This is a genomic window from Bacillus sp. BACIII (genome assembly GCF_057836745.1).
Genome location: NZ_CM174437.1, coordinates 2,120,751 through 2,135,449 on the forward strand (window position 1 = coordinate 2,120,751; position 14,699 = coordinate 2,135,449).

At 47.8% G+C, this 14,699-nt stretch carries 11 protein-coding genes, 3 rRNA genes and 1 pseudogene; 4 read left to right on the top strand and 11 right to left on the bottom strand.

The window, feature by feature from the left end:
- Positions 1-9: 9 nt before the first annotated feature.
- From rrf to ACXN9U_RS10265, 4 genes are all read right to left on the bottom strand, one after another.
- Positions 10-125 (bottom strand): 5S ribosomal RNA (gene rrf, locus ACXN9U_RS10250).
- A gap of 103 nt (positions 126-228) precedes the next feature.
- Positions 229-3,157, bottom strand: a 23S ribosomal RNA gene (locus tag ACXN9U_RS10255).
- Positions 3,158-3,331: 174 nt separating this feature from the next.
- Positions 3,332-4,881 (bottom strand): 16S ribosomal RNA (locus tag ACXN9U_RS10260).
- Together the 16S, 23S and 5S rRNA genes form the textbook arrangement of a ribosomal RNA operon.
- A 294-nt stretch (positions 4,882-5,175) precedes the next feature.
- Positions 5,176-6,060 (bottom strand): nucleotidyltransferase-like protein, encoded by an 885-nt coding sequence (locus tag ACXN9U_RS10265; protein ID WP_016936703.1) that lies wholly within the window; start codon positions 6,058-6,060, stop codon positions 5,176-5,178.
- 202 nt (positions 6,061-6,262) lie between these two features.
- Here ACXN9U_RS10265 and ACXN9U_RS10270 point away from each other — a divergent pair, with 202 nt between their 5' ends.
- Complete coding sequence (locus ACXN9U_RS10270) at positions 6,263-6,616, top strand: YgzB family protein (RefSeq protein WP_007408568.1); 354 nt, start codon at positions 6,263-6,265, stop codon at positions 6,614-6,616.
- Positions 6,617-6,650: 34 nt separating this feature from the next.
- Here ACXN9U_RS10270 and perR read toward each other — a convergent pair whose 3' ends face one another.
- Positions 6,651-7,088, bottom strand: a complete 438-nt coding sequence (perR, locus tag ACXN9U_RS10275) for a peroxide-responsive transcriptional repressor PerR (RefSeq protein WP_013351502.1) — start codon at positions 7,086-7,088, stop codon at positions 6,651-6,653.
- A gap of 124 nt (positions 7,089-7,212) precedes the next feature.
- Positions 7,213-7,686, bottom strand: coding sequence for a thioredoxin-dependent thiol peroxidase (gene bcp / locus ACXN9U_RS10280; RefSeq protein ID WP_060963248.1), 474 nt, complete (start codon positions 7,684-7,686; stop codon positions 7,213-7,215).
- Positions 7,687-7,842: 156 nt separating this feature from the next.
- Between bcp and ACXN9U_RS10285 the strand changes: the two genes are divergently transcribed.
- Positions 7,843-9,132 carry a glutamate-1-semialdehyde 2,1-aminomutase gene (locus ACXN9U_RS10285; protein WP_016936705.1) on the top strand — a complete coding sequence of 430 codons (1,290 nt, stop codon included), beginning with the start codon at positions 7,843-7,845 and terminating at the stop codon, positions 9,130-9,132.
- 209 nt (positions 9,133-9,341) lie between these two features.
- Positions 9,342-10,409, top strand: coding sequence for an aromatic acid exporter family protein (locus ACXN9U_RS10290; RefSeq protein ID WP_016936706.1), 1,068 nt, complete (start codon positions 9,342-9,344; stop codon positions 10,407-10,409).
- A 75-nt stretch (positions 10,410-10,484) separates the two neighbouring features.
- On the opposite strand, the gene ACXN9U_RS10295 is transcribed toward ACXN9U_RS10290, so the two are convergent.
- From ACXN9U_RS10295 to fabL, 5 genes and pseudogenes are all read right to left on the bottom strand, one after another.
- Positions 10,485-12,227, bottom strand: a complete 1,743-nt coding sequence (locus ACXN9U_RS10295; RefSeq protein ID WP_049628142.1) for an ABC transporter ATP-binding protein — start codon at positions 12,225-12,227, stop codon at positions 10,485-10,487.
- An 81-nt stretch (positions 12,228-12,308) separates the two neighbouring features.
- Positions 12,309-12,839, bottom strand: coding sequence for a nucleoside tri-diphosphate phosphatase (ntdP, locus tag ACXN9U_RS10300; protein ID WP_003155475.1), 531 nt, complete (start codon positions 12,837-12,839; stop codon positions 12,309-12,311).
- Between the two features lie 135 nt (positions 12,840-12,974).
- The gene (locus tag ACXN9U_RS10305) at positions 12,975-13,241 is read right to left on the bottom strand and encodes a YgaB family protein (protein WP_003155476.1); all 267 of its coding nucleotides are present in this window, start codon (positions 13,239-13,241) and stop codon (positions 12,975-12,977) included.
- A 160-nt stretch (positions 13,242-13,401) separates the two neighbouring features.
- Positions 13,402-13,554 (bottom strand): annotated as a pseudogene (locus ACXN9U_RS10310) (gamma-type small acid-soluble spore protein); the annotation flags it as partial.
- A gap of 84 nt (positions 13,555-13,638) precedes the next feature.
- Positions 13,639-14,391, bottom strand: a complete 753-nt coding sequence (gene fabL / locus ACXN9U_RS10315) for an enoyl-[acyl-carrier-protein] reductase FabL (protein WP_101605569.1) — start codon at positions 14,389-14,391, stop codon at positions 13,639-13,641.
- 82 nt (positions 14,392-14,473) lie between these two features.
- Between fabL and ACXN9U_RS10320 the strand changes: the two genes are divergently transcribed.
- Positions 14,474-14,698 (top strand): hypothetical protein, encoded by a 225-nt coding sequence (locus tag ACXN9U_RS10320; protein ID WP_489201593.1) that lies wholly within the window; start codon positions 14,474-14,476, stop codon positions 14,696-14,698.
- Position 14,699: the final 1 nt, after the last annotated feature.

Genomic DNA, 14,699 nt, shown 5'->3' on the forward strand with positions numbered 1-14,699 from the left:
ATGAAGTCTGCCTGGCGATGTCCTACTCTCACAGGGGGAAACCCCCGACTACCATCGGCGCTGAAGAGCTTAACTTCCGTGTTCGGCATGGGAACGGGTGTGACCTCTTCGCCATCATCACCAGACATTTTAGTGACATGTATTATTATACTATGTATTTCAGAAAAAGCAAGAGTTTTTTTGAAAAAATTCTCTCAAAACTAGATAACAATAAGCACACATTCAAAAATGGTTAAGTCCTCGATCGATTAGTATCTGTCAGCTCCATGTGTCGCCACACTTCCACCTCAGACCTATCAACCTGATCATCTTTCAGGGATCTTACTTCCTTGCGGAATGGGAAATCTCATCTTGAGGGGGGCTTCATGCTTAGATGCTTTCAGCACTTATCCCGTCCGCACATAGCTACCCAGCGATGCCCTTGGCAGAACAACTGGTACACCAGCGGTGCGTCCATCCCGGTCCTCTCGTACTAAGGACAGCTCCTCTCAAATTTCCTGCGCCCGCGACGGATAGGGACCGAACTGTCTCACGACGTTCTGAACCCAGCTCGCGTACCGCTTTAATGGGCGAACAGCCCAACCCTTGGGACCGACTACAGCCCCAGGATGCGATGAGCCGACATCGAGGTGCCAAACCTCCCCGTCGATGTGGACTCTTGGGGGAGATAAGCCTGTTATCCCCGGGGTAGCTTTTATCCGTTGAGCGATGGCCCTTCCATGCGGAACCACCGGATCACTAAGCCCGACTTTCGTCCCTGCTCGACTTGTAGGTCTCGCAGTCAAGCTCCCTTGTGCCTTTACACTCTGCGAATGATTTCCAACCATTCTGAGGGAACCTTTGGGCGCCTCCGTTACCTTTTAGGAGGCGACCGCCCCAGTCAAACTGCCCACCTGACACTGTCTCCCCGCCCGATAAGGGCGGCGGGTTAGAAGGTCAATACAGCCAGGGTAGTATCCCACCGATGCCTCCACCGAAGCTGGCGCTCCGGTTTCCAAGGCTCCTACCTATCCTGTACAAGCTGTACCAACATTCAATATCAGGCTGCAGTAAAGCTCCACGGGGTCTTTCCGTCCTGTCGCGGGTAACCTGCATCTTCACAGGTACTATAATTTCACCGAGTCTCTCGTTGAGACAGTGCCCAGATCGTTGCGCCTTTCGTGCGGGTCGGAACTTACCCGACAAGGAATTTCGCTACCTTAGGACCGTTATAGTTACGGCCGCCGTTTACTGGGGCTTCAATTCGCACCTTCGCTTACGCTAAGCGCTCCTCTTAACCTTCCAGCACCGGGCAGGCGTCAGCCCCTATACTTCGCCTTACGGCTTCGCAGAGACCTGTGTTTTTGCTAAACAGTCGCCTGGGCCTATTCACTGCGGCTCTCTCGGGCTTGCACCCTAACAGAGCACCCCTTCTCCCGAAGTTACGGGGTCATTTTGCCGAGTTCCTTAACGAGAGTTCTCTCGATCACCTTAGGATTCTCTCCTCGCCTACCTGTGTCGGTTTGCGGTACGGGCACCTCTCACCTCGCTAGAGGCTTTTCTTGGCAGTGTGGAATCAGGAACTTCGCTACTATAATTCGCTCGCCATCACAGCTCAGCCTTCACGGGAAACGGATTTGCCTATTTCCCAGCCTAACTGCTTGGACGCGGATATCCAATACCGCGCTTACCCTATCCTCCTGCGTCCCCCCATTGCTCAAATGGTGAGGAGGTGGTACAGGAATATCAACCTGTTATCCATCGCCTACGCCTTTCGGCCTCGGCTTAGGTCCCGACTAACCCTGAGCGGACGAGCCTTCCTCAGGAAACCTTAGGCATTCGGTGGACGGGATTCTCACCCGTCTTTCGCTACTCATACCGGCATTCTCACTTCTAAGCGCTCCACAAGTCCTTCCGGTCTTGCTTCACAGCCCTTAGAACGCTCTCCTACCACTGTTCGAAGAACAGTCCGCAGCTTCGGTGATACGTTTAGCCCCGGTACATTTTCGGCGCAGAGTCACTCGACCAGTGAGCTATTACGCACTCTTTAAATGGTGGCTGCTTCTAAGCCAACATCCTGGTTGTCTAAGCAACTCCACATCCTTTTCCACTTAACGTATACTTTGGGACCTTAGCTGGCGGTCTGGGCTGTTTCCCTTTCGACTACGGATCTTATCACTCGCAGTCTGACTCCCAAGGATAAGTCATCGGCATTCGGAGTTTGACTGAATTCGGTAACCCGGTAGGGGCCCCTAGTCCAATCAGTGCTCTACCTCCGAGACTCTTACCTTGAGGCTAGCCCTAAAGCTATTTCGGAGAGAACCAGCTATCTCCAGGTTCGATTGGCATTTCACCCCTACCCACACCTCATCCCCGCACTTTTCAACGTGCGTGGGTTCGGGCCTCCATTCAGTGTTACCTGAACTTCACCCTGGACATGGGTAGATCACCTGGTTTCGGGTCTACGACCACGTACTCATGCGCCCTATTCAGACTCGCTTTCGCTGCGGCTCCGCATCTTCTGCTTAACCTTGCACGGGATCGTAACTCGCCGGTTCATTCTACAAAAGGCACGCCATCACCCGTTAACGGACTCTGACTACTTGTAGGCACACGGTTTCAGGATCTATTTCACTCCCCTTCCGGGGTGCTTTTCACCTTTCCCTCACGGTACTGGTTCACTATCGGTCACTAGGGAGTATTTAGCCTTGGGAGATGGTCCTCCCGGATTCCGACGGAATTTCACGTGTTCCGCCGTACTCAGGATCCACTCTGGAGAGAACGAAGTTTTGACTACAGGGCTGTTACCTCCTATGGCGGGCCTTTCCAGACCTCTTCATCTACCTCGTTCCTTTGTAACTCCGTACAGAGTGTCCTACAACCCCAAGAGGCAAGCCTCTTGGTTTGGGCTGATCCCGTTTCGCTCGCCGCTACTCAGGGAATCGCATTTGCTTTCTCTTCCTCCGGGTACTTAGATGTTTCAGTTCCCCGGGTCTGCCTTCTCATATCCTATGTATTCAGATATGGATACCACTCCATTACGAGTGGTGGGTTTCCCCATTCGGAAATCTCCGGATCAAAGCTTGCTTACAGCTCCCCGAAGCATATCGGTGTTCGTCCCGTCCTTCATCGGCTCCTAGTGCCAAGGCATCCACCGTGCGCCCTTTCTAACTTAACCGTTAAAAAGAATCACTACGTGATATCTTGCATTACAATTGAATGTGAATTACTTCTGTTATCTAGTTTTCAAAGAACATTATCTCGAAGAATCGAATGATCCTTCAAAACTAAACAAGACAGGGAACGTTCTGTTTATAAGACCCAAGGTCTTATATTCCGTTAAAATCCTTAGAAAGGAGGTGATCCAGCCGCACCTTCCGATACGGCTACCTTGTTACGACTTCACCCCAATCATCTGTCCCACCTTCGGCGGCTGGCTCCATAAAGGTTACCTCACCGACTTCGGGTGTTACAAACTCTCGTGGTGTGACGGGCGGTGTGTACAAGGCCCGGGAACGTATTCACCGCGGCATGCTGATCCGCGATTACTAGCGATTCCAGCTTCACGCAGTCGAGTTGCAGACTGCGATCCGAACTGAGAACAGATTTGTGGGATTGGCTTAACCTCGCGGTTTCGCTGCCCTTTGTTCTGTCCATTGTAGCACGTGTGTAGCCCAGGTCATAAGGGGCATGATGATTTGACGTCATCCCCACCTTCCTCCGGTTTGTCACCGGCAGTCACCTTAGAGTGCCCAACTGAATGCTGGCAACTAAGATCAAGGGTTGCGCTCGTTGCGGGACTTAACCCAACATCTCACGACACGAGCTGACGACAACCATGCACCACCTGTCACTCTGCCCCCGAAGGGGACGTCCTATCTCTAGGATTGTCAGAGGATGTCAAGACCTGGTAAGGTTCTTCGCGTTGCTTCGAATTAAACCACATGCTCCACCGCTTGTGCGGGCCCCCGTCAATTCCTTTGAGTTTCAGTCTTGCGACCGTACTCCCCAGGCGGAGTGCTTAATGCGTTAGCTGCAGCACTAAGGGGCGGAAACCCCCTAACACTTAGCACTCATCGTTTACGGCGTGGACTACCAGGGTATCTAATCCTGTTCGCTCCCCACGCTTTCGCTCCTCAGCGTCAGTTACAGACCAGAGAGTCGCCTTCGCCACTGGTGTTCCTCCACATCTCTACGCATTTCACCGCTACACGTGGAATTCCACTCTCCTCTTCTGCACTCAAGTTCCCCAGTTTCCAATGACCCTCCCCGGTTGAGCCGGGGGCTTTCACATCAGACTTAAGAAACCGCCTGCGAGCCCTTTACGCCCAATAATTCCGGACAACGCTTGCCACCTACGTATTACCGCGGCTGCTGGCACGTAGTTAGCCGTGGCTTTCTGGTTAGGTACCGTCAAGGCGCCGCCCTATTTGAACGGCACTTGTTCTTCCCTAACAACAGAGCTTTACGATCCGAAAACCTTCATCACTCACGCGGCGTTGCTCCGTCAGACTTTCGTCCATTGCGGAAGATTCCCTACTGCTGCCTCCCGTAGGAGTCTGGGCCGTGTCTCAGTCCCAGTGTGGCCGATCACCCTCTCAGGTCGGCTACGCATCGTCGCCTTGGTGAGCCGTTACCTCACCAACTAGCTAATGCGCCGCGGGTCCATCTGTAAGTGGTAGCCGAAGCCACCTTTTATGTCTGAACCATGCGGTTCAAACAACCATCCGGTATTAGCCCCGGTTTCCCGGAGTTATCCCAGTCTTACAGGCAGGTTACCCACGTGTTACTCACCCGTCCGCCGCTAACATCAGGGAGCAAGCTCCCATCTGTCCGCTCGACTTGCATGTATTAGGCACGCCGCCAGCGTTCGTCCTGAGCCAGGATCAAACTCTCCGATAAATGGATCACAGACTAAGTTCACTGCATCCTGCAGTAACGTCTGTGTGATCCGCATCATGCAGACCTTAGTTTGACTGACTACGCACATCACTGTGCGATTTATTTAAAACTTTGAATTAACAGGTACGTTTTGTCTTGTTTAGTTTTCAAAGATCATCTTCAACCTCATCTTGAGGCGACTTTCTCAGTATAACATTTCAGCGAGTTGCTGTCAAATGTTTTTTTGTTTTTATTTCTCCGCCGCTGTGTGCTTTTTGTCGAAGCGCATCAGCGACGTTTAAAAATATAACACGCCTATAATTCAGCGTCAACACTTTTTTTGAAAGAATATCCTCGATGATATACTTCCTGCCCTTTTGTCTCTATTTGAGATACTTCAATAAAACCTTTTTCCGTCAGGTAATCAAGCATGACACCGAGATCTTGGGTGAAAGGCGCCAGCTCAGGATGCTGGAGCAATTCTCCAAACTGCCACATTTCTTTTTCACTCATAACTTGAAAAAGATGCGCCGAACCGATTTCAGCTTTTGAATGGATGAGAAAATCATTTGCTAAGAATAATAATTCGAGCCTTTTCTCCAAACTTTCGTGACTCTCAACAAGTTCGGAATATAACTTATATACCTGCGGCTCAATATGGCGGACCTGATTCCAGACAGTCGTTTCAGGATAGAACCCCCGGTCAATCACTTCTATGCGGGCCAAGTGGTGAAGAGCATGCACGACCGCATAATATGCATCCAGAAAATGATCAGCTTCAAAAAACGCTTTTCCTTCTACAAACCTTCTGATCAGCTTGCCGTATTCCATTCCGATCTTTAATTTCCGCTCGGCGAAAGGAAAAGTGCTGAGCCGGTCATTGAGTTCAGATATATATTCATTGCGGTCAAACAGCACCTTGCCGTTTATGATCCAATCTATAACTCTTCTATTTGTCCCCAGCAGAATCCATTCCTGGAGCAGGGCATCCGTTACAATATGTAAGGAAGCGGTTTTGTGTTCGAATTCATAATGCTTTATAAAAAGAGGCTCTTCAGCCTGTTTGACAATGACAAGCATGACCGCATCAAAGTTATCTGTGATGGATGATGCTTTGCTCCTTCTCTCAATCATAAGGACGGCCAGCGTATCGGGATGACTTGCTCTTTCTTGGTAAATTGGACGGAGAAGATTGTCCATTACGATTCCTCCAATGCGATTGTTTCACAAGCTTTTGTTTCTACATTTCTATGATAAAACATGAAAGTCCTTTTTTCTAAACACATTGAACTATTATAACAAATTTCCTTTCAGCTGCCATATCTATTCTTCCCTTTTCTTACGAAAACATGAAGAATATGCCATCTGATTTGTGCTATAGTTAAACCAGAGGGGGATGGACATGGCGAAATACTCAAGCAAAATTAATAAGATCAGAACGTTTGCGTTAAGTTTGGTTTTCGTTGGGTTTATCATTATGTACATCGGGCTGTTCTTTAAGCAGTCTGTTTTGCTTGCCAGCTTGTTTATGATTCTCGGCCTGCTGTCGATCGGGCTCAGCACCGCCGTTTATTTTTGGATCGGCATGCTGTCCACAAAAGCGGTCCGGGTGATGTGCCCCGCCTGCGAGAAAGAAACGAAAATTCTGGGCAGAGTAGATATGTGCATGCATTGCAGAGAGCCGCTTACATTGGATAAAGGTTTGGAAGGCAAAGCGTTCGATGAGTCTTATAATAGAAAAAACAGTGTGAAATAAACAAAGCTGACCGTATCAAAGCGGTCAGCTTCGTTTAATGGTTTTCTTTTTTGGAGCATTCTTGGCAGACGCCGTAAATCTCCAAACGATGGTGGCTTACCTTAAACCCCGTTACGTGAGCCGCAAGCTGTTCCACTTCGTCAAGGCCAGGATAATGGAAGTCCACGATTTTTCCGCAGTTTTCACAAATGGCGTGATAATGGTCAGAGGTGACAAAGTCAAATCTGCTGGACGCATCTCCGTACGTAAGCTCCTTTACAAGCCCCGCTTCCCGGAATACACGCAAATTGTTATAAACTGTCGCAACACTCATATTAGGGAATTTCCCTTCCAAGGCTTTATATATATCGTCCGCTGTCGGATGAGCCATAGAGTCCACGAGATATTCCAGAATGGCATGACGTTGAGGAGTAATCCGGACTCCCGTATCCTTCAACGTGTCTAAGGCTTCTTTTAATTCATGTGCAGCCATCCGTCATGCACCTCTCTTCTAAAAAAGATTCTTACTTTATAATGTTTATAATTAGTGTACATCTTTTTCCGGTCTCCTGTCAAATGCAATCTGACGAAAACCCCGTGAGTTCAGCATTTGTCCATTAATTAGACGCAATTTGTTCCAATTCGCGAAGCGCTTCCGCAACATGATCTTTTACTTTTACCTTTCTCCATTCCTTCACGAGACGGCCTTCTTTGTCTAACAGAAAGGTGGAGCGTTCGATTCCCATATATTCTTTCCCAAAATTCTTCTTCAGCTTCCACACATCAAAAGCTTCCGCCAGTTTGTGCTCATCATCGACGAGGAGCTGGAAAGGAAGATCGTGTTTCTGCTTGAATTTTTCATGTTTGTCACGGCTGTCAGGGCTTACTCCGATGATAACCGCATCAAGTCCCGCGAAACTTTCGTGCTGATCACGGAAATCGCATGCTTCCGTCGTGCATCCGGGTGTCATGTCTTTCGGATAAAAATAGAGCACGACGTACTTTCCTCTAAAATCCGTTAATGATACTTTTTCTCCGCTGTCGTTCACTAATTTCATATCCGGTGCTGCTTGTCCGATTTCAATCGTCATTTCTTATACCTCCGGGTTTTTTATTAAGCGTATCCAATTCGCGTTAAGATTACAACCGTTATCCCCCGCTCTTTTCTGGAAGCAAGAACCGTTGTGCTCACATTGAAGCATGCTACAATAGAATATGATGTAAGGAGATATTAGGAGGGTCATTTTTTGTATACAAAATCAGTTGAACTTCATAAAGAAGCGTTAGAGCATATCGTGGGAGGCGTGAACAGCCCGTCCAGATCCTATAAAGCGGTAGGCGGCGGTTCACCAGTTGCGATGGAAAAAGCAAACGGCGCTTATTTCTGGGATGTAGACGGGAATCAGTATATTGATTATTTAGCGGCTTACGGTCCGATTATTACCGGACATGCCCACCCGCATATTACAGAAGCGATTAAAAAAGCCGCTGAAAACGGCGTACTGTACGGAACGCCGACTAAGCATGAGGTCACTTTCGCCAAAATGCTGAAGGAGGCCATTCCTTCACTTGATAAAGTGCGGTTCGTAAACTCGGGTACTGAAGCTGTGATGACAACGATCCGGGTTGCACGCGCTTATACAGGCCGGACAAAAATCATTAAATTCGCCGGCTGCTATCACGGCCATTCTGATCTCGTGCTCGTCGCTGCGGGTTCAGGTCCGTCTACGCTCGGCACCCCCGATTCCGCCGGTGTGCCGAAAAGCATCGCCAAAGAGGTGATTACCGTTCCTTTCAATGACATTGACAGCTACAAGGCCGCATTGGACAAATGGGGTTCAGAAATTGCAGCGGTTCTTGTCGAGCCGATTGTCGGCAATTTCGGCATCGTTGAACCTAAAGAAGGCTTTTTGGAACAGGTCAATGAATTGACCCACAAAGCGGGCGCGCTCGTCATTTATGATGAAGTGATCACGGCGTTCCGTTTTATGTACGGAGGCGCGCAGGATCTTCTCCAAGTAAAGCCTGATTTAACGGCGCTCGGAAAAATCATCGGAGGCGGGTTGCCGATCGGCGCTTACGGAGGCAAAAAAGAGATCATGGAGCAGGTCGCTCCGCTCGGTCCGGCATATCAAGCCGGCACGATGGCCGGAAATCCCGCATCCATCTTATCCGGTATCGCCTGTCTGGAAGTGCTGAAGGAAGAAGGCGTTTATGAGCGGCTTGATCAGCTCGGCGCCAGACTTGAGCAAGGCATTCTCGCCCATGCGGAGACACATGGCATTACCATTACCGTCAACCGTTTAAAAGGCGCGCTTACGGTTTACTTCAGTGATGAAAAAATCGTCAATTATGAGCAGGCGGAAAATACGGACGGAGAAGCATTTGCCAAGTTCTTCAAGCTGATGCTAGAACGCGGGATCAATCTCGCCCCGTCGAAGTATGAAGCTTGGTTTATCACAACCGCACATACTGAAGAAGATATCGACGCCACTTTAAAAGCGGTTGAAGATGCGTTCAGACATATGAAAAAATAACTGCTGAAACAAGCGGGAGCCCGGGGCTTCCGCTTTTTCTTTTTGTCCGATTTGTGAGATAATGGTTTTTTCAAAAAAAGACCTTGAATAATTGGTATGATCCCTGTATATTACTTTATTGTTTAGCAAATAAACCGACAGGGAAATGTAAGTGTCAGCCGTTCGTTCGGCACATAATTTATTAGAGAAAGGAATGCACGCACAAACCAATGAAACTTGGTGCCCGCATTTTTAAAACAGGGATTGCGATTACGCTCGCCCTCTACTTAGCATCATGGATCGGACTTCCGTCGCCGATCTTTGCCGGGATTGCAGCTATATTTGCCATACAGCCCTCTATTTACAGGTCTTTTCTTATCATTATTGATCAGGTGCAGGCAAATATCATCGGCGCTGTCATCGCTACAGTATTCGGACTGATTTTCGGACCGAGTCCGATTATGATCGGATTGACCGCAGTCATTGTCATTACGATTATGTTAAAACTGAAAATTGAACACACCATTTCGATTGCGCTCGTTACGGTTATCGCGATTTTGGAAACACCGGGAAACAGCTTCCTGACGTTCGCTCTGATTCGAACAAGCACCGTTATTTTAGGCGTGCTGTCTTCCTTTATTGTGAACCTTGTGTTTCTTCCGCCGAAATACGAAACGAAACTGACTCATCATACGGTTGAATATACCGATGAGATCATGAAATGGATCCGACTGACCATGCGCCAGTCGACGGAGCACTCGATATTGAAAGAGGATATTGAGAAGCTGAAGGAAAAGATGATGAAGCTTGACCATACGTATCTCCTTTATAAAGAAGAGAGAAGCTACTTTAAGAAGACGACGTATGTAAAGTCGCGCAAGCTTGTTTTATTCAGACAGGCCATTATTACGGCGAACCGGGCGCTTGATACGCTGAAAAAGCTGCATCGCTATGAAAACGAGATTTATCATATGCCGGAGGAATTTCAGGAGACGCTGACAGAAGAAATTGATTATCTGCTTCATTGGCACGAAAGAATTTTGATGCGGACTGTCGGCAAGATTAAGCCGCATGATGACGATGCTGAAGAAAGCATAAGATATAAACAGCTTTTGACGAAGTCTTTCTTGAAAAATCAGCAGAACTGTGAGGATGAACTGCTTGATTACAATATGCTCAGCATTATGGCTGCGGTTGCGGAATACCGCGAGCAGCTGGAACATCTTGATACACTGATTACGAGTTTTCAGACATACCACCCGAAAGACAGCGAATTAGAAACAGACGATGATGAGTAACCCGGTGCTAAGAAGAACCGGGTTTTTTGTATAAAAAAACTTATGCCGCCCATTCGGTCGGCATAAGTTTTTCAGTCAATTTAAATTCTGGATCGTAAATAAATGTCTGTACTGGCCGTCCCGCGCCATTAATTCTTCGTGCGTGCCGGTTTCAATGACGGAGCCGTTTTCCATGACGACAATTTTATCCGCATGCGTAATCGTGGACAGCCTGTGGGCGACGATAAATGTCGTCCGGTTTTTCGCAAGCTTGTCCATCGCTTCCTGAATGTAGTGTTCACTTTCAAGATCAAGAGCCGATGTCGCTTCATCCAAAATCAGCAGCGGCGGATTTTTTAAGAATACACGGGCGATCGAAATCCGCTGCTTCTGCCCGCCTGACAATTTGACGCCCCGCTCGCCTACTTTGGTCTCATAGCCTTCGGGGAAACCCATAATAAATTCATGGGCATTTGCCGCTTTCGCAGCCGCAACCACCTCATCCAGAGACGCTCCCGGTTTACCGATGGCGATATTTTCACGAATCGTCTCACTGAACAGAAATGTATCCTGAAGCACCATTCCGACTTGATTGCGGAGGCTTCTCGCTTCATAATCGCGAATATCTGTGCCGTCAATCAGCAGGCTGCCGCCGGACACATCATAAAAACGCGGTATGAGGCTGACAAGCGTCGATTTTCCGCCGCCGCTCATCCCGACAAGCGCAACGGTCTCCCCTTTTGTCACCTTTAAGGAAACGTCCCGCAAGATCTTTTCTTTCCCTTCTTCATAGGAGAACGAGACATTTCGGAATTCAACCTCGCCTTTAATGCCGTCAGCTTTGACGGCATTCGGTTTATCAGTCAATTCATACGGCTCGTCGATAAATTCAAATATGCGGTCCATTGAAGCAATCGACTGGGTCAGCGTCGTCGATGAGTTGATCAATCTTCTGACCGGATTGTACATTCTGTCAATGTAACCGACGAATGCAACCATTGTTCCTACTGTCAGCGGGCCGTTTATGACAAAATAGCCCGCAAACGCGATAACGAGCAGCGGCGCTAAATCCGTAATGGTGTTTACGACCGCAAATGTTTTGGCGTTCCAATTCGTATGACGGATCGCTTTGTCCAGAAAATGTCCATTTTTCTCATCAAAATTGGCTTGTTCATAATTCTCAATGGCGAAGCTTCTGATAACGGGCATCCCTTGAACTCTTTCGTGCAAATGGCCCTGCACCTGAGCGAGAGCCTGAGAACGCTCGCGTGTCAGTTTTCGGAGACGGCCGTAAAAGTATTTCACTGAAATTCCGTATAACGGAAATAAAATGACAGATATCAGTGTCAGCTTGATATCGAGTGTGAACATAATACAGATGACGATCAGCACCGTCATCATATCAAGCCAGATATTCATCAGTCCCGTTATGACAAAGTCTTTTGTCTGTTCGACATCATTTATCACCCGGGAAATGACTTCGCCCGTCCTCGTATTGGCATAAAACCGCAGGCTCAATTTTTGAATATGGTCAAACAATACTCCTCTGATATCGTAGAGCACCCGGCTGCCCGTCCATTGCGCGAAATATTGCCGATAATATTCTACCGGCGGACGCAGCACTAAAAACAGCACGAACATGATGCCCATAATCGTGAATAGTGATGACGTTTTAGCGCTTGCCGTGCCGCTCCCTTGAATAATGTCGTCGACTACGTATTTTAACAGAAGCGGGAGAGCCAGCGGGATGGAGAACTTTATAATACCGATACACACTGTGATAAAGATTTGTTTTTTATAAGGTTTTACAAATTGCATATAGCGTCTGATTACGCCCACACTTTATCCCCCTCTCTCTTTAAGGCGTGTGAGCCCATGTGAAAAACCTGTTGACACCCCAACAGGTTTTTATTATATTCTTTATTTTGTATAGCGCAGATACCGTTCATACCACATATCAACAAATTCCGGAGCAAACGGTCCTTTCCGCTGATGAATCCAGTGCAGCAGCGTATTCAGATACTCCTTCAGAATGCTGTCGATCTCTTTAGGGTAATTCATTGATTTGCGGTGATCATCGTATTCATCTTCGTCAAGAATGTTATACGTCATATCCGGAAACACCTTGACATCCAAATCGTAATCAATATATTTGATGGCCTCCCCGTCATAAGCGAACGGCGAGCTGATGTTGCAATAATAGTGAACCCCGTCATCTCTCAGCATTCCAATAACGTTAAACCACTGACGGGCATGAAAGTAGCAGATCGCCGGTTCTCTCGTCACCCACGTCCGTCCGTCGGATTCGGTCACCATTGTCCGGTCGTTAGCTCCGATGATACACAATTCCGTACTTTTTAAAATCGTCGTTTCATTCCAAATTCGATGAAGCAGCCCGTTATGCTTATAGCTGTGAATTTGAATGGTTTCTCCTTCCTTGGGATATCCCATATTTCTCCCCTACTTTCTGTAAAGCCCTGCAGTCAATGCAGCCGCAATTGCTTTCCGACAAGTCTTTTCACTATTATACCGTTACGAATTAAAAAATGAAAATAAAAGAACCACTCCGCTTCCGGAATGGCACATTCATTTCTGCACATAGGAAGACGGCTTTTCCGTGCTGCGATAAGACTGGATGACTTGCTCTGTCTGCCTTTGGAATAACTCCTGTATGCCGGCCAGATCTTTTCGCTTTGTCGCAATTTCGTCCTGTACATTGTCCAGCTTCGCATCTCTCTCCAGACTGATGAGTTCCGCCTCCACCTGCCGGCAGCGGTCGAGTTCTGACTGCAGCTCGAGAAGCTGATCCATGATCTTCATCTGTTCACTTACAAGCTTTTCAAACTCTGACATCGGGTTCCTCCTTAGGCTTTTAGGTTGATACTCCTTACCATTTCGATTTTCTGCAGGAAAACCCTTTGACTCATTCTGTAGAGGAATCACAAGTTTTGTCGTTTGGATAAAAGAAAAAAGCACTTCCACCCGAAGATGAAGTGCTTTTTTGTTTCAGTGATTAGCTGTTTTGCTGTTTGTTTTGTTCAGCAGATTGGTTTTGCTTTCTTACCTGCTGTGCATCAGTTTCACTGCCGAATTCAGTGCCGTATTGACCTTGACCGGAAGCTGATTGCTGGTTTTGTTTTTTCACCTGCTGAACGTCTGTTTTGCTGTATTTTGAGTTTGCCATTGTTATCACCTCCACGCACTTTAGAATGTGCAGGAGGTGTTAAGGCTATTCATGTTTTTTAAAAACTTATACGAGCAGAGAGCGTCCGCCGTCGATAATGATGGTCTGGCCGCGGATCATGTCCGCTTTTGAAGAAACTAAAAACTCCACCGTATCGATCATATCTTTAATTTCGACCATTCGTCCGGCCGGCGTATTTTGGCGGGCATCTTCAAGCAATTCGTCTCTGTTAGGGAAATGCTTCAGCGCGTCCGTATCAATCGCTCCGCCGGAAACCGCGTTTACGATGATGTTTTTCGGAGAAAGCTCAACCGCCAGGTAACGGGTTAACGCTTCTAAAGCAGCTTTTGAGACACCGACCGTCGTATAGTTCTCAAGATAGCGGATGCTGCCGAGCGAGCTGATGCTGACGATGTGGCCGCCTCCGTTTTTCTCCATCAGCTTTGCCGCTTCCTGAGCGCAGAAAAGCAATGCTTTCGCGTTGATATTCATCGTCCAGTCCCAATGTGTTTCTTCGAGTTCCATGACCGGTCTCAGCACGCCTGAAGCCGCGTTATTGACGAATACGTCCAGTCTGCCGAATGTTTCGTCGATCTGGCGGAACATGTCTTTAATTTTTGCCGGCTGGCCGACATTGGCTTTAATGACGAGCGTTTTAACGCCGAGTTTCTCAATTTCTTCGGCTGTTTCTAGTGCCGCTTTTTTACTGCGGGCGTAATTGATAACGATGTTGTAGCCTTTTTCCGCGAGTCTGATGGCTGCCGCTTTTCCGACGCCTCGGCTGCTTCCTGTGACCAGTGCGCATTTATTTTGTTCCATTTTTCCTCAGCTCCTTGCTGCGTATAGTTCTTTTCATTCAACAAACAATAAAAGCAATAATTGTTGAAAGGGGTCTTTTTATATGTATGTCGGACGTGATATGGGCGAATTGGCTATGATGCCCAAACAAGATTGGAAAGATTCAGAGCTCGCCTATTTCCACCATGCCTTCCAGCAAATTATGCCGTATTTAAACGAGGAAGGCCAGTCCAAATACCGGGAACTGATTCAGGAAATCAAAGCCCGCGGCGGACTGAAACGGAATGAGGCGGATTACAGCCACGGCACGCGCGTCAGCTATGACTGAC

What these genes read in the sequence shown, in the direction of transcription:
- ntdP (WP_003155475.1), bottom strand. Translation starts at nt 12,839, where the DNA reads ATGGGATATCCCAAGGAAGGAGAAACCATTCAAATTCACAGCTATAAG.
- fabL (WP_101605569.1), bottom strand. Translation starts at nt 14,391, where the DNA reads ATGGAACAAAATAAATGCGCACTGGTCACAGGAAGCAGCCGAGGCGTC.
- ACXN9U_RS10305 (WP_003155476.1), bottom strand. Translation starts at nt 13,241, where the DNA reads ATGTCAGAGTTTGAAAAGCTTGTAAGTGAACAGATGAAGATCATGGAT.
- ACXN9U_RS10290 (WP_016936706.1), top strand. Translation starts at nt 9,342, where the DNA reads ATGAAACTTGGTGCCCGCATTTTTAAAACAGGGATTGCGATTACGCTC.
- perR (WP_013351502.1), bottom strand. Translation starts at nt 7,088, where the DNA reads ATGGCTGCACATGAATTAAAAGAAGCCTTAGACACGTTGAAGGATACG.
- ACXN9U_RS10265 (WP_016936703.1), bottom strand. Translation starts at nt 6,060, where the DNA reads ATGGACAATCTTCTCCGTCCAATTTACCAAGAAAGAGCAAGTCATCCC.
- bcp (WP_060963248.1), bottom strand. Translation starts at nt 7,686, where the DNA reads ATGACGATTGAAATCGGACAAGCAGCACCGGATATGAAATTAGTGAAC.
- ACXN9U_RS10270 (WP_007408568.1), top strand. Translation starts at nt 6,263, where the DNA reads ATGGCGAAATACTCAAGCAAAATTAATAAGATCAGAACGTTTGCGTTA.
- ACXN9U_RS10320 (WP_489201593.1), top strand. Translation starts at nt 14,474, where the DNA reads ATGTATGTCGGACGTGATATGGGCGAATTGGCTATGATGCCCAAACAA.